Origin of the sequence: Mycobacterium sp. 360MFTsu5.1, assembly GCF_000383495.1 — a bacterium.
GTDB lineage: Bacteria > Actinomycetota > Actinomycetes > Mycobacteriales > Mycobacteriaceae > Mycobacterium > Mycobacterium mucogenicum_B.
The window spans coordinates 157659-178797 of record NZ_KB911465.1 but is presented as its reverse complement, the minus strand read 5'-3'; the positions used below and the strand labels follow the sequence as shown (position 1 = coordinate 178797).

At 67.4% G+C, this 21139-nt stretch carries 21 protein-coding genes; 10 read left to right on the top strand and 11 right to left on the bottom strand.

Annotation, left to right across the window (positions count from 1 at the left end):
* Nucleotides 1-73 precede the first annotated feature (73 nt).
* On the top strand, nt 74-598 hold the full coding sequence (locus H289_RS0110635) for a gamma carbonic anhydrase family protein (RefSeq protein ID WP_020100772.1): 525 nt from the start codon (nt 74-76) through the stop codon (nt 596-598).
* A 57-nt stretch (nt 599-655) separates the two neighbouring features.
* Nucleotides 656-1180 carry a hypothetical protein gene (locus H289_RS0110630; RefSeq protein ID WP_020100771.1) on the top strand — a complete coding sequence of 175 codons (525 nt, stop codon included), beginning with the start codon at nt 656-658 and terminating at the stop codon, nt 1178-1180.
* 52 nt (nt 1181-1232) lie between these two features.
* Here H289_RS0110630 and H289_RS0110625 read toward each other — a convergent pair whose 3' ends face one another.
* Genes H289_RS0110625 through H289_RS0110610 form a run of 4 tightly spaced genes read right to left on the bottom strand, consistent with a single transcriptional unit; the run spans nt 1233 to nt 4886 of the window.
* A complete protein-coding gene (locus H289_RS0110625) occupies nt 1233-1634 on the bottom strand; it encodes a nuclear transport factor 2 family protein (protein ID WP_020100770.1) in 402 nt (133 codons plus the stop codon).
* 1 nt (nt 1635) lies between these two features.
* A complete protein-coding gene (locus H289_RS0110620) occupies nt 1636-2811 on the bottom strand; it encodes a thiolase family protein (protein ID WP_020100769.1) in 1176 nt (391 codons plus the stop codon).
* Nucleotides 2811-3875: a thiolase family protein gene (locus H289_RS0110615; protein ID WP_029105071.1), complete on the bottom strand. Its 1065-nt coding sequence runs from the start codon at nt 3873-3875 to the stop codon at nt 2811-2813. Before H289_RS0110615 ends, H289_RS0110620 begins: the two co-directional genes overlap by 1 nt.
* A gap of 9 nt (nt 3876-3884) precedes the next feature.
* Complete coding sequence (locus tag H289_RS0110610) at nt 3885-4886, bottom strand: Zn-ribbon domain-containing OB-fold protein (protein WP_029105070.1); 1002 nt, start codon at nt 4884-4886, stop codon at nt 3885-3887.
* Nucleotides 4887-4944: 58 nt separating this feature from the next.
* On the opposite strand from H289_RS0110610, the gene H289_RS0110605 reads away from it, so the two are divergent.
* The 3 genes from H289_RS0110605 (at nt 4945) to H289_RS0110595 (ending at nt 8037) form a co-directional block, all read left to right on the top strand.
* Nucleotides 4945-5976, top strand: a complete 1032-nt coding sequence (locus tag H289_RS0110605) for an LLM class F420-dependent oxidoreductase (protein WP_020100766.1) — start codon at nt 4945-4947, stop codon at nt 5974-5976.
* Nucleotides 5977-6160: 184 nt separating this feature from the next.
* Nucleotides 6161-6835: an acetoacetate decarboxylase family protein gene (locus H289_RS0110600; protein WP_051128467.1), complete on the top strand. Its 675-nt coding sequence runs from the start codon at nt 6161-6163 to the stop codon at nt 6833-6835.
* Nucleotides 6832-8037, top strand: coding sequence for a cytochrome P450 (locus tag H289_RS0110595; protein ID WP_020100764.1), 1206 nt, complete (start codon nt 6832-6834; stop codon nt 8035-8037). The genes H289_RS0110600 and H289_RS0110595 overlap by 4 nt, the downstream gene beginning before the upstream one ends.
* A 1-nt stretch (nt 8038) precedes the next feature.
* Here the strand turns inward: H289_RS0110595 and H289_RS0110590 are convergent, their stop codons facing one another.
* From H289_RS0110590 to H289_RS0110580, 3 genes are all read right to left on the bottom strand, one after another.
* A complete protein-coding gene (locus H289_RS0110590) occupies nt 8039-9250 on the bottom strand; it encodes a sensor histidine kinase (RefSeq protein WP_020100763.1) in 1212 nt (403 codons plus the stop codon).
* Nucleotides 9251-9318: 68 nt separating this feature from the next.
* On the bottom strand, nt 9319-10287 hold the full coding sequence (locus H289_RS0110585) for an NAD-dependent epimerase/dehydratase family protein (RefSeq protein ID WP_020100762.1): 969 nt from the start codon (nt 10285-10287) through the stop codon (nt 9319-9321).
* Nucleotides 10287-11075 (bottom strand): crotonase/enoyl-CoA hydratase family protein, encoded by a 789-nt coding sequence (locus tag H289_RS0110580; protein WP_090562900.1) that lies wholly within the window; start codon nt 11073-11075, stop codon nt 10287-10289. The genes H289_RS0110585 and H289_RS0110580 overlap by 1 nt, the downstream gene beginning before the upstream one ends.
* A 93-nt stretch (nt 11076-11168) precedes the next feature.
* Between H289_RS0110580 and H289_RS0110575 the strand changes: the two genes are divergently transcribed.
* Together H289_RS0110575 and H289_RS0110570 are read left to right on the top strand one after the other, a co-directional pair.
* Nucleotides 11169-12821: an acyl-CoA synthetase gene (locus H289_RS0110575; protein WP_020100760.1), complete on the top strand. Its 1653-nt coding sequence runs from the start codon at nt 11169-11171 to the stop codon at nt 12819-12821.
* Nucleotides 12822-12834: 13 nt separating this feature from the next.
* On the top strand, nt 12835-13956 hold the full coding sequence (locus H289_RS0110570) for an NAD(P)H-dependent flavin oxidoreductase (RefSeq protein ID WP_020100759.1): 1122 nt from the start codon (nt 12835-12837) through the stop codon (nt 13954-13956).
* A gap of 28 nt (nt 13957-13984) precedes the next feature.
* On the opposite strand, the gene H289_RS0110565 is transcribed toward H289_RS0110570, so the two are convergent.
* Entirely contained in the window at nt 13985-14671 is a 687-nt protein-coding gene (locus tag H289_RS0110565) for an LpqN/LpqT family lipoprotein (RefSeq protein WP_020100758.1), read from the bottom strand.
* A gap of 101 nt (nt 14672-14772) precedes the next feature.
* On the opposite strand from H289_RS0110565, the gene H289_RS0110560 reads away from it, so the two are divergent.
* Entirely contained in the window at nt 14773-15876 is a 1104-nt protein-coding gene (locus tag H289_RS0110560) for a methyltransferase (RefSeq protein ID WP_020100757.1), read from the top strand.
* On the opposite strand, the gene fadD17 is transcribed toward H289_RS0110560, so the two are convergent.
* Genes fadD17 through H289_RS0110545 form a run of 3 tightly spaced genes read right to left on the bottom strand, consistent with a single transcriptional unit; the run spans nt 15873 to nt 19741 of the window.
* On the bottom strand, nt 15873-17435 hold the full coding sequence (fadD17, locus tag H289_RS0110555) for a long-chain-fatty-acid--CoA ligase FadD17 (protein ID WP_020100756.1): 1563 nt from the start codon (nt 17433-17435) through the stop codon (nt 15873-15875). The two genes, H289_RS0110560 and fadD17, sit on opposite strands and share 4 nt — an antisense overlap.
* Nucleotides 17436-17442: 7 nt before the next feature.
* Nucleotides 17443-18543 (bottom strand): acyl-CoA dehydrogenase family protein, encoded by a 1101-nt coding sequence (locus H289_RS0110550; RefSeq protein ID WP_020100755.1) that lies wholly within the window; start codon nt 18541-18543, stop codon nt 17443-17445.
* 16 nt (nt 18544-18559) lie between these two features.
* Nucleotides 18560-19741, bottom strand: coding sequence for an acyl-CoA dehydrogenase family protein (locus H289_RS0110545; RefSeq protein WP_029105069.1), 1182 nt, complete (start codon nt 19739-19741; stop codon nt 18560-18562).
* Nucleotides 19742-19942: 201 nt separating this feature from the next.
* Between H289_RS0110545 and H289_RS0110540 the strand changes: the two genes are divergently transcribed.
* Both H289_RS0110540 and H289_RS0110535 read left to right on the top strand, forming a co-directional pair.
* Nucleotides 19943-20134: a ferredoxin gene (locus tag H289_RS0110540; protein ID WP_029105068.1), complete on the top strand. Its 192-nt coding sequence runs from the start codon at nt 19943-19945 to the stop codon at nt 20132-20134.
* A 13-nt stretch (nt 20135-20147) separates the two neighbouring features.
* A complete protein-coding gene (locus tag H289_RS0110535) occupies nt 20148-21065 on the top strand; it encodes a 3-oxoacyl-ACP reductase (RefSeq protein WP_020100752.1) in 918 nt (305 codons plus the stop codon).
* The last annotated feature ends 74 nt before the right edge of the window (nt 21066-21139 follow it).

The following is a 21139-nucleotide window of genomic DNA, read 5'->3' as shown; positions in this document are numbered from 1 at the left end:
TAACTAGAACACGTTACAGTTTTTCCTCGGTGCAGCGCAATGCAAGCGTCCCGACCTGCGGTATATCTATGTCATGCCGCTTTACTCGTTCGAGGGCCGAAGCCCGGTCGTCGACCCCACGGCGTTCATCGCCCCCACCGCCGTCCTGATCGGCGATGTTCGTGTCGAAGCCGGGGCCTCGGTGTGGTTCAACGCGGTTCTGCGCGCCGATTACGCGCCCGTCGTCATCCGCAATGGTGCAAACGTGCAGGACGGGTCCGTGCTGCACGCCCCGCCGGGCATTCCGGTCGACATCGGGCCCGGCGCGACCATCGCCCACCTGTGCGTCGTGCACGGCGCCCATGTCGGTGCCGAAGCGCTGATCGCCAACAACAGCACCATCCTCGACGGCGCGGTGATCGGCCGGCGCAGCTTGGTCGCGGCCCACTCGCTGGTGGTCGCCGGGACCAAGATCCCCGACGAGGTGCTGGTCGTGGGTTCGCCGGCCAAGATTCGCGGCCCGATCGCCGGGACCGGCGCCGAGACGTGGATCAACACCAACCCGCAGGCCTACCGCGAGCTGGCCGAGCGCTACCTGGCGGGGCTGGAAGAGCTGTAGAGCCCGGATTTCGCCGAAATCGGACAATCCGGCCGACGTTCGGCCAAGACTGGGCGCATGAAGCTGCCGCTCTTCGTCCTGGCCGGTGCCTCCATCGCGCTGACGGCTCCGTTGGCGCACGCCGCGCCGCCGCCCAACTTTCCCGACTTCTCGGGGTTCAACGTCGTCACGAACACGCACCTGACGACGTACCAGCGCACCGATCAGCAGATGGTGAAGTTCTCCACGCCCGACGGACTGGCGTGTCTGCTCAGCACGTTGTCCGGCACCGGGCCGGTCGTGCGGTGCTACGGGCCGGTGCCGGGGATGGCGGGTCTGGGCGTCACGGTCGATCCCACCGCCAAGGCGCCACGTGATTTCGGGGTGGCACAGCTGCACGCGGCCAATGCGGGGACGGTCAGCAACTACCGCGGCGACGTCCCGGCCGATCTGGCCGGCGCGCCACTACTGGCGCCCGGGGAGAAGGTGACTCTGGCGACCACGACATGCGGCGTGGTAGCCGGTGGCGTCACCGCCTGTATCGACACCACCGACGGCGGCCACGGCTTCGTCCTGCAGCCGTCGGGTTCCTGGACTTTCTAACCGGTGATTTGTGCACGATTTTCCGCGGCCAGCGCGGAAAATCGTGCACAAATCACGAGGTACGCGGCGCTTCCCAGAAGGCGCGCAGTGCCAGTAGCTGCCCGGCTTCGTTGGCGCGGTAGGTGAAGACGCCGTGGGTGGTGAAGTCGTGCCCGCCGATGGTGGTCACGATGTTGCCGACGTTGGCTTCCTCGTCACCGCACTGGTAGGTGGTCTCGAAGTTGAACACGAGACTGTCGGTGGGCGCGATCGCCTTGTCCCAGAAGGCCGAGATGGCTTCCTTGCCGCGGTGTCCCTTGCCCTCGGGATCGAGGAACGACGGCCCGATCGGGTCCTGCACGATGGCGTCGTCGGCGAAGTTGGCCAGCCAGGCCTCCTTGTCGCGGGCGGCGACGGCATCGCGTGACCGCTTGCCGGCCAGGTGCGCGGGATGATTCGGATCGGAAACCGTCATGTCAGTTCTTTCCAGGCTTGTCGCTCGAGACGACCCACATCGAGTAGTACTGTGCGCCACCGCCGTACGCGTGGCCCAGTGCCTTGCGGGCGCCCTCGACCTGGTGGTCGCCGGCCTTACCCATGACCTGGATGGCCGACTCGGCGAAGCGGATCATGCCGGATGCGCCAATGGGATTCGACGAGAGCACACCGCCGGAGGCGTTGAACGGAATCTTGCCGCCGATGGCGGTCTCGCCCGCCTGCGTCAGCTTCCAGCCTTCACCTTCGGGCGCGAAGCCCAGGTTCTCCAGCCACATCGGCTCGTACCACGAGAACGGCACATAGACCTCGGCGCAATCGATTTCGTCGATCGGGCTGGTGATCCCGGCATCGCGCCACAGGGCGGCGGCCGCGTCGCGGCCGGCCTGCGGGTTCACCTGATCGCGGCCCGAGTAGGCCAGCGGTTCGGTGCGCAGCGCGGTGGCGTGGATCCAGGCCACCGGATGTCCCTCGGCGACGCGGGCGTCGGCCACTTCCTCGTTGCCGATCACCAGCGCGGCCGCACCGTCGGACGACGGGCAGGTCTCGTCGAAACGGATCGGGTCCCAGAGCATCTGCGACGACATCACCTTCTCGACGGTGATGTCGGGCTGGTGCAGGTGCGCCAGCGGATTCTTGGCGCCGTTGAGCCGGTCCTTGACCGCGACCATGGCGCCGATGTTCTCCGGCGCGCCCGAGCGACGGATGTAGGCCCGCACGTGCGGGGCGAAGTAGCCGCCCGCGCCCGCGCCGACCGGCTTGGTGAACGGCACCGGAATCGACAGCGCCCACATGGCATTCGACTCGGACTGCTTCTCCCACGCCATGGTCAGCACGCGGCGGTACTTGCCGGACTTCACCAGGCTGGCGGCGACGATCGCGGTCGAGCCACCCACCGAACCGGCGGTGTGCACGCGGATCAGCGGCTTGTTGGTGGCGCCGGTGGCGTCGGCCATGAACAGCTCGGGCATCATGACGCCCTCGAAGAAGTCCGGTGCCTTGCCGACGACGACGGCGTCGATATCGGCCATGGTGCAACCGGAGTCGGCGAGCGCTCTATCGATGGCCTCGCGCACCAGGCCGTTCATCGAGACATCGGAACGCTTGGCGACGTACTTGGTCTGTCCAGTACCGAGGACGGCAGCTTTGTTCGCCATCAGTTCTTACCCTCCAGGACGGCAATCAGATTCTGTTGCAGCGCAGGACCACTCGTGGCGTGGGCCAGCACGCGGTTCGCCGAGCCGTTGAAGATGTGCTCGGCGGCGAAGCCGATGCGCTCCAGGCCGGCGGAGAACATCGGGTTGGCGGCCAACGCGCCGCCCGACGGGTTGATCTTGGTGGAGTCCTTGAGCCCGATCGCCTCGGTGAGGATCAGCTGCTGGTGGCTGAACGGCGCGTGCAGTTCGGCGATGTCGATCGAGCCGGGGTCCCCACCGGTGGCGGCGGCGGCCGAAGCGGCGGTCGACGTCGAGACCGTGAGGTCACGGGCACCCAGGATCGGGGTCTCGATGCGGTGCTCGAAACCGGTTATCCAGGCCGGGTTTTCGCGCAGTTCGCGCGCCTTGTCGGCCGAGGCCAGCACGATCGCGGACGCGCCGTCGGTGATCGGCGCGATGTCGTGACGGCGCAGCGGGTCGGCGAAGAACGGCCGGGACAGCAGCTCGCTGACGCTGGACGCGGACTCGAGGCGGTCGACGCGCTCGGCGACGGCGAACGAGTCCAGCGCCACCTGCGCCATCTGCTCGGCGGTCCACTTGCCGGCGTCCAGGCCGAACCGGGCCTGCAGGCCCGCCATCGAGACGGCGTCCGGCCACAGCGGCGAGACGGTGTACGGGTCGGTCTGCAGGGCCAGCACCCGGCGCAGGGTGCCGGCGCTGCCCTTGCCGAAGCCGTAGACCAGCGCAGTGTCGACCTCACCCGTCAGGATCTTGATGTAGGCCTCGTACAGCGCCCACGCGGCGTCCATCTCGACGTGCGACTCGTTGATCGGCGGCACCGCGCCGATGGAGTCGATGGCCGAGATGAACGAGAAGGCCCGGCCGGCAAGGTAATCCGAAGAACCTGAGCACCAGAAGCCGATGTCGGTCTGCTGCAGGCCCAACTCGGTGAACAGCTTGGCAAAGCACGGCATCAGCATCTCGACGCCGTTCGTGGTGCCGTCGGTGCGGCGCACATGCGGCGCATGCGCGAACCCGACGACAGCTACATCGCTGGAAGTCATTGTGGCCCTTTACAGGTGGTGCTTGTACGAGTCGTAGTCGGCGTCGGGTTCGCCGGACGGTTTGAAGTGCGAGATGTTGTCGATGCCCAGGCCCCATTCCTCACGGGGCTTCCACACCGCCTCGACCCGCATGCCCATCCGGACGTCGGCCGCGTCGATCTCGGTGACCAGGTGCAGGAACGGGATGTCGGCACCGTCGAGCAGCACGTAGGCGGCCACATACGGCGGCTTGATGCGCTGACCCGGGAACGGGATGTTGATGATCGCGAAGGTCGTGACGGTGCCGCGGTCGGGCAGCTCGACGAACTCGTCGAGGACCATGCCGGTGGCCGGGTCGGCCTCCTTCGGCGGGAACAGCACCGGGCCCGGCTTGCCGTCGCGGCCGACCTTGGTGCGGCCACCGAGCAGCTTGCCCTCCTGCAGGCCGCGCAGGAAGGTGCTCTCGGGAAGTGAAGCGGTGTGCTGGATTTCGATGGACGACGGCGAGACCAGCATGGTCACGGGGTCGCGATCGTCGGCCGGCAACGGTTCTGCAGCGTCTTCCCCGGGCACGAAGTACGCGATGTCCGTGATGGCACCGACAGGCTCGTCGACCCAGTGCGCGCGGACGCGATCGCCGGACTTCAGCGACCCCTCCGGGGCGTCGACGGCGTGCAACAGCGGGGTGTCGGCGCCGTCCAGCTTGATCAGCGCCCAGGCGAACGGACGCTGCAGGGGCTGGCCTTCCAGGGGCTCGGGCTGCCAGGTCCACGACACCACGGTGCCGACACTGGAAACCGGAACCACCTCGGTCAGGGCCTCGTACGTGACAGGGTCATACTCGGCGGGCGGGACGTGTACCCGGCCGTCCGAACCGCGGGTGCCGACGATGCGTCGTCCGCGCAGCGCGGTGAAGAACTGACTCAGGACCGGACCGACTGAACGGGTGTAGTCGAATGACAGTTTCAGCGGAGCCGAAAGGGGCGGCTCATGGCCTGCCATCTGGGCTGGGCTGCTTTGGCTAACGCTCACGGCATCGAGTAGAACAGGTTCTAACAATCGTGGCAAGCACCCTCGGAAAGGCGACCCCATGAAACTCGGTTTGCAGCTCGGATACTGGGGCGCCAAGGCGCCCACCGACCACGCGACGCTCGTCGCCGCCGCGGAGGAAGCCGGTTTCGATACCGTCTTCACCGCGGAGGCCTGGGGCTCGGATGCCTACACGCCGCTGGCCTGGTGGGGCCGGGAAACCACACGGATGCGCCTGGGCACCTCGGTCATCCAGATGTCGGCCCGCACGCCCACGGCGTGTGCCATGGCAGCGCTGACCCTCGACCATCTGTCGGGCGGCCGCCACATCCTGGGCCTCGGCGTCTCGGGGCCGCAGGTCGTCGAGGGCTGGTACGGCCAGAAGTTCCCGAAGCCGTTGGCGCGCACCCGCGAATACATCGACATCCTGCGCCAGGTGTGGGCCCGCGAGGCGCCGGTGACCAGCGCCGGCCCGCACTACCCGCTGCCGCTCTCGGGTGAGGGCACGACGGGGCTGGGTAAGCCGCTGAAGCCCATCACGCATCCGCTGCGCGCGGACATCCCGGTGATGCTGGGCGCCGAAGGCCCCAAGAACGTCGCGCTGGCCGCCGAGATCGCCGATGGGTGGCTGCCGATCTTCTACTCGCCGCGCATCTCCGGCATGTACAACGAATGGCTCGACGAGGGCTTCGCCCGCGCCGGTGCCCGTCGTACCCGTGAGACGTTCGAAATCTGTGCGACCGCGCAGATCATCGTCACCGACGACCGGCCGATGGTCATGGAGATGATGAAGCCGCACCTGGCGCTCTACATGGGCGGCATGGGCTCCGAGGACACCAACTTCCACGCCGAGGTGTACCGCCGCATGGGCTACTCCGAGGTCGTCGACGACGTCACGAAGCTGTTCCGCAGCGACCGTAAGGACGAGGCGGCCAAGGTCATTCCGGACGAGTTGGTCGACGACTCGGCGATCGTCGGCAACCTCGACTACGTCAAGGAACAGATCAAGGCCTGGGAGGCCTCGGGCGTGACGATGATGGTCGTCGGGGCCAAGTCGGTCGAGCAGATCAACCAGCTGGCTGAATTGGTCTAGTTTCCCTCGCGAGCAGACGTAAAACTGTCGTTTTGGGTTGTCGACGTGCAGGTTTACGTCTGCTGGCGAAGTCCGCAGTAGACACTTATTGCAAAGTGTCTATAACGTGTTCTAGATTTGTGCTGTGACAGACGCCACCGAGTCCGCACCGTCGCAGCATGTCATTGCCGGCACGGTGCTGACCATGCCCGTGCGCGTCCGCAAGGCGACGCAGCACATGGCGATGTTCTCGGTCGACGCCGATGCCGCCCAGCGCATGATCGACTACAGCGGCCTGCAGGTGTGCCGGTATCGCCGGCGCCGGGCGGTGGCCGTGCTGATGCTCATGCACTACGTCGACAGCGACCTCGGTGAGTACTACGAGTACGGCACCAACATCATGGTGAACCCGCCCGGCTCGGACGCCTCGGGCCTGCGCGCCCTGCAGTCCGCCGGTGCCTTCATCCATCACCTGCCCGTCGATCAGACCTTCACGCTGGAGGCCGGCCGATCGATCTGGGGATATCCGAAGGTCATGGCGGACTTTGTCGTTCGCGATGAGAAGAACTTCGGTTTCGACGTCACCATCGACGGCCGGTTCGCCGTCGGGATGGACTTCCGGCCCGGCTTCCCGGTGCCCGCGCCGTCGAAACCCCAGGCGCCCCCGACCTATTCGCACCTCGACGGTGTCACCCGGGAGACCGTCGGCGTGATGAGACCGTCCGGGGTGCGCTACCGGCCCGGCGGCGTGACGGTGCGCCTCGGTGACCACCCGTATGCCCTGGAATTGGCGGCCCTCGGATTGCCGAAACGCGCCATGCTCTCGGGTTCCGCTGACAACGTAGACATGACCTTCGCCGATGCTCAGGAGATCAAGTGACCAGTGTTATCACCCGCCCCGACGTTGACCTGGCCGACGGCCGGTTCTATGCCGACCGGGCAGCCGCGCACGAGGCGTACCGCTGGATGCGGGCCAACGAGCCGGTGTTCCGGGACCGCACCGGACAAGCCGCGGTGACGACCTACCAGTCGGTGCTCGACGCCGAGCGCAACGCCGAGCTGTTCTCCAACGCCGGCGGCATCCGCCCCGACCAGCCGGGCATGCCGTACATGATCGACATGGACGATCCGGCCCACCTGGTGCGGCGCAAGCTCGTCAACGCCGGCTTCACCCGCAAGCGCGTCATGGACAAGGTGCCGTCGATCGGGCGTCTGGTCGATGCGCTGATCGACAACGTCTGTGAGAAGGGCGAGGCCGACTTCGTCCGCGACCTGGCGGCCCCGCTGCCGATGGCCGTCATCGGCGACATGCTCGGTGTCGTGCCCGAAGAGCGTGAGATGTTGCTCGACTGGTCCGACGAGCTGGTGTCGGGGCTGTCGTCGCACCTGGACGAGTCGTCGATCCAGAAGCTGATGGAAACCTTTGCGGCATATACCGCTTTCACCATGGACGTCATCAAGGACCGGCGGGCCAACCCGACCGACGACCTGTTCTCGGTGTTCATCAACTCCGAGGTCGAAGGTCAGCGGCTGAGCGATGACGAGATCGTCATGGAGACGCTGCTGATCTTGATCGGCGGCGACGAGACCACGCGGCACACGCTGTCCGGCGGCACCGAGCAGCTGATGCGCAACCGCGACCAGTGGGACCGCTTGGTCGCGGATGCGTCGCTGATGCCCGGCGCGATCGAGGAGATGCTGCGCTGGACGTCGCCCATCAAGAACATGTGCCGCACCTTGACTGCGGACACCGTCTTCTACGGCACTGAGCTGAAGAAAGACGAGAAGGTCATGCTGATGTTCGAGTCGGCGAACTTCGACGGTGACCAGTTCCCGAACCCGGACGAGTTCCATATCGACCGGAACCCCAACAGCCACTTGGCTTTCGGCTTCGGCACCCATTTCTGCATGGGCAACCAGCTGGCCCGGCTGGAGCTGCGCCTGATGACCGAGCGGCTGCTGCAGCGCCTGCCCGACCTGCGCTTGGCCGACGGCGCGGAGATCCCACTGCGCGCCGCCAACTTCGTCAGCGGCCCCGAGGCCATGCCGGTGGTGTTCACCCCGGCCCCGCGGGTGCTCTGAGCTAGCTGCCGACCGTGCTCGCCGCCGGCACCGCCATCGAGATGACGGTGCCCGGCGAGCCCGTGACCGTGAATTCGCCGCCCGTCGCAAGCACTTTCGTGCAGATCGACGCGAACCCGATGTGACCGTCTTCGACGCTCTGGGCGAGCCGGTCCGGCGGGATGCCGACGCCGTCGTCGGCGATGCGTAGTTCGGCCCGGCTTCCGTTGTGCGCCAGTGTGAATCGCAGGTTGTCGGCGTGCGCGTGTTTGATCGCGTTGGTCGAGAACTCGCGGGCCGCGCTGTAGAGCAGGTGGTCGGCGGCGGTGCGCAGGCTGTCGGGCCAGCCGTCGGCGTCCAGATGAACCGTGATGCTGGTCCGTGCGGCAATGCCGTCGGCCAGTGCGGTGATCGCGGCCTTGAGGCCGGACCGGGCCAGCACCTCGGGATGCAGTTCGCGCACCACGTCGCGCAGCAGCCGGGAGGATTCCGCGAGTGCGAAGTCGACGCGGTCCATCCCCTCGACCGACCCGTCGCGGACGTCCTCCATGTCGTGCCGCGCCACCAGGACGTACTGCAGCGCGCCGTCGTGCAGGCGCTCCGAGAGGGATTGGCGTTCGCGCTTCTCCAGGCTGATCACCTCTTCGAGCAGACGGGTCCGCTCCTGCGCCAGCCCGGCGATGGTCCTGGTCTTGGACTGCTGCACCCACGACAGCGCGACCGAACCGGCGGCCAGACCGAACACGATGGCGGTCCGCAACAGGATGGAGCCCCAGGGCTCGTCACCGTTGGCTTCCCGGTCGATCCAGTTGACGACGAAGAACGTGGCGACGGTGGGAATGGCGATCATGGCGCTGACCATGGGATCGAGCTGAGCCGCCGCGATCAGCGGGATCAGGAACAGCCCGTGCTGCAGGACGTCGGACGTCCAGGTTTCCGGCGAACTCAGCCCGCTGTCCACTGAAATGACCGCCACCACAGTCAGATCCGCGCACAGCATGAGCAGTGCCACCACGCGCTGGGTGCGCCGGTCGGACTGGTCGGCCGAGCGTCGTCCCCACCAACCCCATGCCGCGACCATCGCGAGGTAGCACGCGAAGATGCCCCAATGCAGCGGCAGGTTCGCGTTCGGGGGCTCCAGCAGCAGGCCGAACCCGACGAACACCGCCAACAGCACCCGTAGCGCGAACTGCAGCAGCAGGCCACGCACCAGCGAGGTGTCGGTGGTTGGCATCCTGATCCCCCCGGCGTTCGTGATTTGTGCACGATTTTCCGCGATGACCGCGGAAAATCGTGCACAAATCACGCAAAAGATTCGACGATTGACTCTCGGGGGTCGCGCCAGGTCAGGCTCAGGTCGGCCAGGGTCAGGCTGTCGTCGGTGGGGACGGCGGCCGTCAGCAGCAGGGCGGCTTCGTAGCTCAGCCCCTCCGCCAGCGGCAGCCAGCGCCCGGCGAAGTCCGATACCCGGCCGACGCCGCGAAACAGGCCGGGCGACAGTGGAATCCGCCGAATGGAGCGGCCCAGCGCCGACTGCAGCGCGTCGACCATCTGATCGAACGTCAGCATCACCCCGCCGCAGACATAGCGCTTCGGGCCGCGGCCCGGCCGCATCAGCGCCGTGTGCACCCGCGCCACGTCGCCGACATCGATCATCTGCATGCCTCCGCGCAGCCGCGGCGCGACGCGGTACCGCACGATCGGGTCCCAACCACGTTGTGTCACACCAACTGCTGTGTGGAATGCCGGGCCGACGACCGACGACGGGTACGTCACGACGACGGGCGCGCCCGCGGCCTGCAGCCGCCGCGCCGCGTTGTCGGCGTAGGCCTTGGTGCGGGCGTAATCGCTGCGGCCCGGTGCCGGGGGAGTGTCGGGGCCGATGACACCGTCGGTCGGCGGGAACAGTGAGCTGTAGGACGACACCGAGACCACGGGGTCCAGCCCGAACTCACAAGCCCGGGTCAACAGGGCCTCGGTGGCGTAGGCGTTGATGTCCCACATCAGCTGTGTACGCCGGCTGTCGGTACCGACGACACCGGCCGCGTGCAGCGCGGCGTCGCATCCGGTCAGCAGCTCGGAAACCGTTGCGGGATCACGGATGTCGCCGGTCAGGACCTCGAGCGGACCCACACTGCCCAGCGCGTCGAGCGCCGCGTCGTCACTGCCGCCGGGAACCACCAGCAGCCGGACGGTATGCCCGGCCGCCAACAGGGCGCGGACGGTGTGGGCACCGACGTAGCCGGTGCCGCCCGTCACCGCGATGTGCATCAGCGCATCTTGAACTGCGGCGCGCGCTTCTCCTTGAACGCCAGCGGGCCTTCTTTGGAGTCCTCGGACAGGAACACCGGGATACCGTTGGCGGTATCGGGCTTGAAGGCGTCCAGTTCGTGCATGCCCTCGGTCTCGCGGATGGTCTTCAGGATGGCCTGCACCGCCAGCGGACCGTTGTTGTTGATCACCTCGGCGATCTCGAGCGCCTTCTCCAGCGCGGTGCCGTCCGGCACCACATAGCCGATCAGCCCGTAGTCCAGGGCCTGCTGCGCGGTGATGTGGCGGCCGGTCAGCAGCATGTCGCACGCGATGGTGTACGGAATCTGGCGCACCAGGCGCACCGCCGAACCGCCCATCGGGTACAGGCTCCACTTGGCCTCGGAGATGCCGAACTTGGCGCTCTCGCCGGCGACGCGGATGTCGGTGCCCTGCAGGATCTCGGTGCCGCCGGCGATGGCCGGGCCCTCGACCGCGGCGATCAGCGGCTTGGTCAGGCGGCGGCCCTTGAGCAGACCGTCGATGCGCGACGGGTCGTAGCTGCCGTCCTTGAACGAGTCGCCCGGCGGCTTCTTGGCGGCGCCCTTGAGGTCCATGCCCGCGCAGAAGTAGCCGCCGGCGCCCGTGAGGATGCAGGTGCGGATCTCCGGATCGCTGTCGACGCGGTCCCAGGCCTCGACCATTATCGAGAGCATCTCGGACGAGAGGGCGTTGCGCGCCTCAGGTCGGTTCAGGGTGACGATCAGGGTGTGTCCGCGCTGCTCAATGAGGGCGTCGGGGCCAGCCAATTTGCTATCGCCGGGTTCGCTCACGGGTACCAACTTCCGGTCTCGAGATCGTTAGACTTGTCACAAAATGTAACACGTTCTAGTTTATGTAACGTGGCTCTGAACATCGCAGATCTCGCCGAGCACGCCATCGATGCTGTGCCGGACCGCGTCGCACTCATCTGTGGCGACGAACAACTGACCTATGCCCAATTGGAGGAGAAGGCCAACCGCCTGGCCCACTACCTCCAGTCGCAGGGCGTGAAGAAAGACGACAAGGTTGGGCTGTACTGCCGCAACCGCATCGAGATCGTGATCGGCATGCTCGGCATCGTCAAGGCCGGCGCGATCCTGGTCAACGTCAACTTCCGCTACGTCGAGGGCGAGCTGAAGTACCTGTTCGACAACTCGGACATGGTCGCCCTCATCCATGAGCGCCAGTACTCCGACCGGGTGGCCAACGTGCTGCCCGAGCTGCCGCTGCTCAAGACCATCCTGGTCGTGGAGGACGGTAGCGACAACGACTACCTCAGATATGGCGGCGTCGAGTTCTACTCGGCCATCGCCGACAGCTCGCCCGAGCGCGACTTCGGCCCGCGCAGCGAGGACGACATCTACCTGCTGTACACCGGCGGCACCACCGGATTCCCCAAGGGCGTCATGTGGCGCCACGAGGACATCTACCGAGTGCTGTTCGGCGGCACCGACTTCGCGACCGGCGAGCCCATCGCCGACGAATACGACCTGTCCAAGCAGGCCGCCGCCAACCCGCCGATGATCCGGCTCCCCATCCCGCCGATGATCCACGGCGCGACGCAGTCGGCCACCTGGATGGCGCTGTTCACCGGCCACACCGTGGTGCTGATGCCGGAGTTCGACGCCGACGCCGCGTGGCGAATGATCCACGAGCACAAGGTGAATCTGCTGTTCTTTACCGGCGACGCGATGGCGCGGCCGCTGCTGGACGCGCTGCTGGCGCACCAGGAAGCCGGCAACCAGTACGACCTGTCGTCGCTGTTCCTGCTCGCGAGCACCGCCGCACTGTTCTCGACCAGCCTCAAGGAGAAGTTCCTCGAGCTGCTGCCGAACCGCGTCATCACCGACTCCATCGGCTCGTCGGAGACCGGCTTCGGTGGCACCAGCATCGTGGCGAAGGGCCAGTCGCACACCGGCGGACCGCGCGTCACCATCGACAAGAACACCAAGGTCCTCGACGAGGACGGCAACGAGGTGGTTCCGGGCTCGGGCGTGCGCGGCATCATCGCCAAGTGCGGCCACATCCCGGTCGGCTACTTCAAGGACGAGAAGAAGACCGCCGAGACCTTCCGCACCTACAACGGGGTCCGGTACGCGATCCCCGGCGACTACGCCGAGGTCGAGGCCGACGGCAGCGTGACGATGCTGGGCCGCGGCTCGGTGTCGATCAACTCCGGTGGCGAGAAGATCTACCCCGAAGAGGTCGAGGCCGCACTCAAGGGGCACCCGGATGTGTTCGACGCCCTGGTCGTCGGCGTTCCGGACCCGCGCTTCGGTCAGCACGTCGCGGCCGTCGTGCAGCCGCGCGAGGGCACCAAGCCGGCGCTGGCCGACCTGGATGCGTTCGTCCGCAGCGAGATCGCCGGCTACAAGGTGCCGCGCAGCCTGTGGCTGGTCGACGAGGTCAAGCGGTCCCCGGCCGGCAAGCCCGACTACCGCTGGGCCAAGGAGCAGACCGAGGCGCGTCCCGCCGATGAGGTGCACGCGAAACACGCAGGCGCACAAGCCTAGTCAGGAACGAGAAATGAAAACCGAACTCTGCGAACGCTTCGAGATCGAATACCCGATCTTCGTCTTCACGCCGTCGGAGAAGGTGGCCGCGGCCGTGACCCGTGCCGGCGGCATGGGTGTGCTGGGGTGCGTCCGGTTCAACGACGCCGACGACCTCGAGAACGTCCTGCAGTGGATGGACGCCAACACCGACGGCAAGCCGTACGGCGTCGACATCGTGATGCCGGCCAAGGTCCCCACCGAGGGCACCAGCGTCGACATCAACAAGCTGATCCCGCAGGGGCACAAGGACTTCGTCGCCAAGACCCTCGCCGAGCTCGGGGTGCCGCCGCTGCCGGCGGACGAGGAGAAGAACGAAGGCGTGCTCGGCTGGCTGCACTCGGTGGCGCGCAGCCACGTCGAGGTGGCGCTCAAGCACCCGATCAAGCTGATCGCCAACGCACTCGGCTCGCCGCCCAAGGACGTCATCGACCAGGCGCACGCCGCGGGTGTTCCGGTGGCCGCACTGGCCGGCTCGGCCAAGCACGCGGCGCGGCACGTGGAGAACGGCGTCGACATCGTCGTCGCCCAGGGGCACGAGGCCGGTGGCCACACCGGTGAGATCGGCTCCATGGTGCTGTGGCCGGAGATCGTTGATGCCCTTGGTGGTTCGGCCCCGGTGCTGGCCGCCGGCGGCATCGGCACGGGACGGCAGCTGGCCGCCGCCCTGGCACTGGGCGCACAGGGCGTCTGGATGGGCTCGGCGTTCCTGACGTCGGCCGAATACGACCTCGGTGTGCGTCTGGAGTCGGGCGTTTCCGTTGTGCAGCAGGCGATGCTGAACGCGACCTCGGCCGACACCGTCCGCCGCAAGATCTACACCGGCAAGCCGGCCCGGCTGCTCAAGAGCCGCTGGACCGACGCCTGGGACGCCGAGGGCGCGCCCGATCCGCTGCCGATGCCGCTGCAGAACATCCTGGTCAGCGAGGCCCATCAGCGCATGAACGAGTCCGGTGACCCGACCGCCGTCGCGATGCCGGTCGGTCAGATCGTCGGCCGGATGAACGAGATCCGTCCGGTCGAGACCATCATCGCCGAACTGGTCGCCGAGTTCGAGGCCGCCACCAAGCGCCTGGACGCCATCCGCGACAACTGATTTCGCGCGCGGCAGGTGAGCTTCAGCGCTACGGCGTGATCTTCACCTGCCGCGCCACCACATCGGTGGCCGCCTGGATGATGGGCGTCTGGTCCGCCGCGCCGTCCGCATTCAGTTGCAGGACATAGGTTGCCCCGTCAGACGGGAAGATCACCGTCTGCTGCGCGACGAATTTCGTCTTGCCGTCGGACACCCAGGTGCCGGCGATCCGGTAGGCGGGGTAGTCGCGCACCTTGGTTTCCGTTCCGGGGCCCGACGGCGTGAAGCCCGGTAGGTTCTGAATCTCCCCGGGCGCCGTGGCCATCAGCGCCTTGGCGTCGACGTCACCGGTGAGCTTCGACAGCAGCGCGACCACGCTCGGCGCGTAGTTCGCCGCGTCGACGGGTCCGTTGTAGATGATCGAGTCGTACGCCCACGGCGGATTGTCGTCGCCGGTGGCCCGCCAGCCGTCCGGCTTCGGCAGGTCGACCTTCGGCTCGCCCGGATCGGTGCGGTGCACCTGCTGTTCGGTGATCTTGTGGTCTTTGATGTAGCTGGCAATCGTCGGGTTGGGGCCGTCGGCTGCCTGTTTGTTGCCCGCGTCCGCCGCGGTCGGCGCGGCGCTCGTCGCGTTGTCGGACGACGCGCTCGCATCGCTGCCGGAGTCGCAACCGGCCAGCACCACAGACAGTGCGGTCGCTGCCGCGACGAGGCCGGTGATCGCGGACAATCTCATACGGCCGAGACTAATCCACAATTCCCGGGCTGATCCTGTGAGCCGCACCGGGGCCGTCGCGAAATCGGCTCTAGCGTGGGTGTTAGCTGTGGCATTACTGTGTGCCCGTGGCAAACGCGCAGAAACCACCGCCCGCCTGGCTCATCGACGGCATCGGCCGCGTCCGTGACGGGCTGGGCCAGTTGCGCCGGTCCGTCGTCCCGGCGAACGTCGCGCTCTTCGAGCTGGGACAGGGCGCCTGGCTGACCCAGGCCATGTACGTCGGCGCCAAGCTGGGCATCTTCGACGCCCTGGCGGCCGGCCCCGCATCGGCCGACGACGTTGCGCGCCGGGTGGGTTCGCACCCCGGGGCCACCGCACGGCTCATGCGGGCACTGGCGGGCAACTCGCTGCTCAAGCACGGGCGCGACGGCCGGTTCGCGCTGAGCCGGCTGGGGGACGCCCTGCGATCTGATGCGCCGGGCTCGCTGGCACCGATGCTGCTGTTCATCGGCCATCCCAAGCACTGGGAGCACTGGGGCCAGTTGCTGTACTCGGTGCAGACCGGCAAGACGTCCGCGGAGATGCTGCGCGGCATGCCCATCTTCGCGTACCTCGAGAAGGATCGCGACCTGGCCGCGGTTTTCAACAACGCCATGACCGCGGTGTCCGCCATGGCGATCGAAACCCTCATGCCCGCATACGATTTCACGCGTTTCCGCAATATCGTCGACGTCGGTGGCGGGCACGGGGCCCTGCTGTCCGCGGTGCTGCAGCAGGCCACCGACGCCAGCGGTGTGCTGTTCGATCTACCGTCCGTCGTGGCCGGAGCCGGCCCGGTGCTGGACGCGGCCGGCGTATCCGACCGGGTGACCGTCAGCGGCGGTTCGTTCTTCGACGCGGTCCCCGAAGGCGGGGATGCCTACCTGCTGAAGACGATCATCCACGACTGGGACGAGGACAGCGCGCTGGTGATCCTGCGGAACGTCCGCAAGGCGATCGACCCCGCCGGCACCCTGGCCCTCGTCGAATTGGTGCTGCCGGAAGGCACGCCGAACCACCCCGGCATGCTGCTGGACCTGGAGATGCTGGTGGCTGCCGGCGGCCGGGAGCGCACCGGTTCGGAATACGCGGAACTGTTGGCGCGCGCAGGCTTTCGGCAGACCCGCGTGGTCCCGACGGCCGGGCCGATGTCGCTCGTCGAGGCCGTCCCGGTCCACGACTAGCGGGCGATCGCGAAAACCGGGTCCGCGCAGTCGGTGCCCTCGGCCGACAGCTGCCGCTTGATGACCTTGAAGGTCTCGGTGCGCGGCAGGTTCGTGGCGACACGGATGAACCGGGGCCACTGCTTGGGACCCAGATCCTCTTGGGCGGCAAGGAAAGCGCTGAAGTCGTCGGCGGAGAATGTCGCGTCGTCGAGCAGGACGAGTGCCGACATCACCTGGTCTCCGACGGCAGGGTCGGGGATCGGGTAGACGGCCGCCTCGACCACGTCGGGGTGCCGCAGCAGCACCTGCTCGATGGGTGCGGTGCCGAGGTTCTCACCGTCGACGCGCATCCAATCGCCAAGGCGCCCAGCGAAATAGATGTATCCCGCTTCGTCCCGGTACGCCAGGTCGCCGGTGTGGTAGATGCCGCCGGCCATGCGTTCGGCCTCGGCGGCCTCGTTGTTGTAGTAGCCGCGGAACCAGCCGCGGCCCGTCGGGTTCACCAGTTCGCCGACCACGCCCGGCGGGCACGGCAGGCCGGTGTCCACGTCGACGATGGCCACCTCGTCGGTCAGCGGACCGAGCGCGCCGGCCGGCGTGTCCGGGGTGCGGGCGATCGCGACGCCGCCCTCGGTGGAGCCGAAACCGTCGACGACGATGACGCCGAAACGCTGTGCGAACCGGTTCAGGTCACGCGGGGCGCCCTCGTTGCCGTACATGAACTTCAGGGGATTGTCGGTGTCGTCCGGGCGGGCCGGGGTGGCCAGGATGTACGACAGCGGCTTGCCGACGTAGTTGGCGTAGGTGGCGCCGTAGCGGCGCACGTCCCGGAGAAAGCCCGACGCGGAGAACTTGCGGCGCAACGCGATCGAGCCCTGTGCCGCCAGTGCGACCGCCCAGCCGGCCATCACCGCGTTGGAGTGGAACAGCGGCATCGACAGGTAGAACGTATCGTCGCGCCCGAGGCCGAAGCGGTCGGCCAGCATCTGTCCCGGGAACGCCACCTTGTCGTGCGTGACGCGGACGGCCTTGGGGTCACCGCTGGTGCCCGAGGTGAAGATCAGCATGAACAGGTCGTCGGGATCGACATCGGCGAACTGCACGGGCGTGCCGGCGAAACCGGCGAGTTCGGTTGCCCACGAAGCGGATTCGACGTCGATGACGTCGATGCCCGCGGCGTCGAGCCCGGCCGGGACCAGGTCGGGATTGTCGGCGAGCACCAGCTGGCAGTCGGAGCGCTCGGCATCGCCGACCAGCGCCGCCCCGCGGCGGGTCGGGTTGAGGCCGACCGGAACCAGCCCCGCCAGCGCGGCGGCCACCAGCAGCGACGAGAAGAACGTCGTATTGCTCAGCAGCACACCGATATGCGGTGGCTTGGCCGGGTCCAGTCGCGCCTTCAACGCCGCGGCCAACTGTGCGCCCGCGGCGATGTGGTCGGCCCAGCTGATCAGATCAGCCGGGCCGCCGTCATCGTCGGGTGAGGAATCGTCCGGTGCCGCAACGCAGTCGTACAACCCGCGGTCGGTGACGCCGACGAGCGGACGTAGCAGGTCGCTGACGGTGGGACGGTTGGACATCAACTGATCAGACCGGCGTCTCGGCCAGTTCGCGCCCGATCTGCAGCAGCTGCCCGGTGGCGCTGCCGACCGCGAACTCGGTCTGCTTGGCCGCCAGGAAGTACCGGTGCACCGGGTGATCCATGTCGATACCGACACCGCCGTGCACGTGCACCGCGGTGTGCGCCACCCGGTGGCCGGCCTCGGCGGCCCAGAACGCCGCGGTGTTCACGTCGATCTCGGCCGGCAGACCCTCGGCCACGCGCCAGGAGGCCTGCGTCAGCGTCAGGCGCAGCGCCTTGACGTCGATGTAGCCGTCGGCCAGCCGGGACGACACGGCCTGGAAGCTGCCGATCGGGCGGTCGAACTGCTCGCGCTCACGCGCGTACAGCGCGGTGAGCTCCAGCGCTCGTTCCACCACGCCGAGCTGGAATGCGCTGCGGCCCAGGGCACCCCGCAGCTGCAGCCAGGCGAGCACCTCCGCGCCGCCGACGATACGGTCGGCCGCGACGGACACGCCCTGCAGATCCACGTGCGCGACGCTGCCGTGCCCGGTGGTGTCCAGCGAGGTGACGGTGACGCCCGCATCAGCGGCGGCGACCAGGAAAACCTTGACGCCGGAATCGCTTTCGGCCGGCACCAGGAAGGCATCGGCGACCGGGCCGTACGCGACCTGGGTACGCGTGCCCGTCAGCTTGTAGCCGGTCTCATCGGATCCGGTGGCCTGCACCGGGCCTTGACCCATCTCACCGTCGAGCGCGGGCACGACGATCTTGGTGCCGGCGACCGCCGGGGTGGCCCACTCGGATTGCAGCGCGGCCGAACCGAACTCGGCGATGGCGCCGGCGGCCAGGATGGTCGACTCGAGGTACGGCACCGCCGCGAGCTGACGGCCCAGTGCCACCAGCACGGCAGACTGCTCCAGCGGACCGAAACCGCCGCCGCCCACCGACTCCGGTGCGGTGGTGGACAGGATGTCGGAGTCGATCAGCTTGGCCCACAGCTCACGGTCGAACCGCTCGTCGAGCTTGTCCAGTTCCTTCTGGCGCTCCGAGGTCACCACCGATTCGGTGATGGACCGGACCAGGCCGCCGAGGTCCTCAGATGCTTCGGTTGTCTTGAAGTCCATTACTCGCCGCTCTCTCTTAGCGATTCACTCGGGGCAGGCCGAGCGCGACCATGCCGATGATGTCGCGCTGAATCTCGTTGGTGCCGCCGCCGAAGGTCAGGATCAGGCAGGACCGGTGCCAGCGCTCGATCCGGCCGCGCAGCAGCGCGCCCGGGGTGTCGCGGCGCAGGGTCGCCGAGGTGCCGAGCACCTCCATGAGCAACCTGTAGGCCTCGGTGGCCAGTTCGGTGCCGTACACCTTGGCCGCCGACGCGTCGGCGGGGGAGGGCGCGGAGTCGGTGGCCGAGGCCAGCTCCCAGTTGATGAGCTTCAGCACTTCGGCCTTGGCGTGCACGCGGGCCAGGTTCAGCTGCACCCACTCCGAGTCGATCAGACGCTTGCCGTGGTGGTCCTTGGTGTTCTGGGCCCATTCCCGGACGCCGTCCAGCGCGACGAAGATCGGCTGTGCCGACACCAGGGCCACACGCTCGTGGTTGAGCTGGTTGGTGACCAGCTTCCAGCCGCCGTGCTCCTCGCCGACCAGGCTGGAGGTCGGGACGCGGACGTCCTGGTAGTAGGTGGCACTGGTGTCCACGCCGGACATGGTGTGCACCGGGGTCCAGGAGAAGCCCTCGGCGGTGGTCGGCACGATCAGCATCGAGATGCCGCGGTGCTTCTTGGCCTCGGGGTTGGTGCGGGCCGCCAGCCAGACGTAGTCGGCGTAGGCGATCAGCGACGTCCACATCTTCTGGCCGTTGATGACGTAGTCATCGCCGTCGCGGACGGCGGTGGTGCGCAGCGACGCCAGGTCGGTGCCGGCGCCGGGCTCGGAGTAGCCGATGGAGAAGTGCAGCTGGCCCGCGGCGATCTTGGGCAGGAAGAACTTCTTCTGCTCCTCGGTGCCGAAGTGCATGATCGTCGGCGCCACGGAGTTGATGGTCAGGAACGGCACCGGGACGTTGGCGATGGCGGCCTCGTCGTTGAAGATCAGGCCGTCCATCGGGGGCCGGGCCTGGCCGCCGTACTCCTTCGGCCAGCTCAGCGTCAGCCAGCCGTCCTTGCCCATCTGCTCGACGGTCTCGCGGTAGACGTTGCCGCGTCCCATCTCACCGTCGTTGGACGCCAGGGCCTCGGCGCGCTCCGGGGTCATGAGCTTGGTGAAGTACGAGCGCAGTTCGCGCCGCAGCTCCTCCTGCTCGGGCGTGTAGCCGATCCGCATCGAACTCATCCTTTATCAGTTGAATTGGGCTAGGTCTTCGGTCCGTTTGTCACGTTGCTGAGGTCGCTTTCGGCGACCCATGCCTACTCAAACTTGTAACACGTTCTAGTCTTGCGGTCCAGAGCGTGCCACACTGGCATCGCCATGGCGGGGTCGTTATGTTGGCCTCACCGTCGAAATCCGGGCTGTCAGGAGGGTGTCATGCGGGTTGAAGTTGATCACGACCGCTGTGAAGGAAACGCGGTTTGCGTGGGAATTGCGCCGGACCTTTTCGATCTGGACGACAACGACTATGCGGTAGTCAAGGCCGATCCGGTGCCTGCCGACCAGGAAGCGCTGGCTGAGCAGTCCATCGCCGAATGCCCCCGGGCAGCCCTTCTCCGTAAAGACTAGAGGTATTCATAAATTGACTAGCGAAATCGACTCCACCGACCTCTCCGGCAAGGTCGCCGTGGTCACCGGTGCCGCCGCGGGCCTGGGCCGCGCCGAGGCCATCGGCCTGGCGCAGGCCGGCGCCACCGTCGTGGTGAACGACATGGCCGGCGCGCTGGACAAGTCGGACGTGCTCGCCGAGATCGAGGCTGCCGGCTCCAAAGGCATTGCGGTGGCCGGGGATATCAGCGCCCGAAGCACCGCCGACGAACTGGTCGCCACCGCGGACAGCCTGGGTGGGCTGAACATCGTCGTGAACAACGCCGGCATCACCCGCGACAAGATGCTCTTCAACATGACCGACGAGGACTGGGACGCCGTCATCGCGGTCCACCTGCGCGGTCACTTCCTGCTGACCCGCAACGCTGCCACCTACTGGCGCGCCAAGGCCAAGGAGTCGGCCGACGGCAAGGTGTACGGCCGGATCGTCAACACCTCGTCCGAGGCCGGTCTGGCCGGTCCGGTCGGCCAGGCGAACTACGGCGCCGCCAAGGCCGGCATCACGGCGCTGACCCTGACCGCGGCCCGCGGCCTGGAGCGTTACGGCGTGCGCGCCAACGCGATCGCCCCGCGGGCACGTACCGCGATGACGGCCGATGTGTTCGGTGCGGCTCCTGGTGAGGGTGAGGTCGATCCGCTGTCGCCCGAACACGTTGTGAAATTGGTGCGTTTCCTTTCCTCGCCCGCGTCGGAAAACGTGAATGGCCAGCTCTTCATCGTTTATGGTCCGACTGTGACCCTGGTAGCAGCGCCGACGGCAGAGAGCCAGTTCACAGCGCCGTCCGCTGAGTGGGACATGACACAACTGAGTTCGACGTTGCGCGGATATTTTGCTGACCGCGATCCGGAGCGGAATTTCTCTGCGACTGCCCTGATGGAGTCGAGGGACTGAACGTCCCGGATTCAGTGCTGACGCGGCGCAGAAAGCGTCGCGTCAGCACTAGAACCTGTTTCAGTGACGACAAC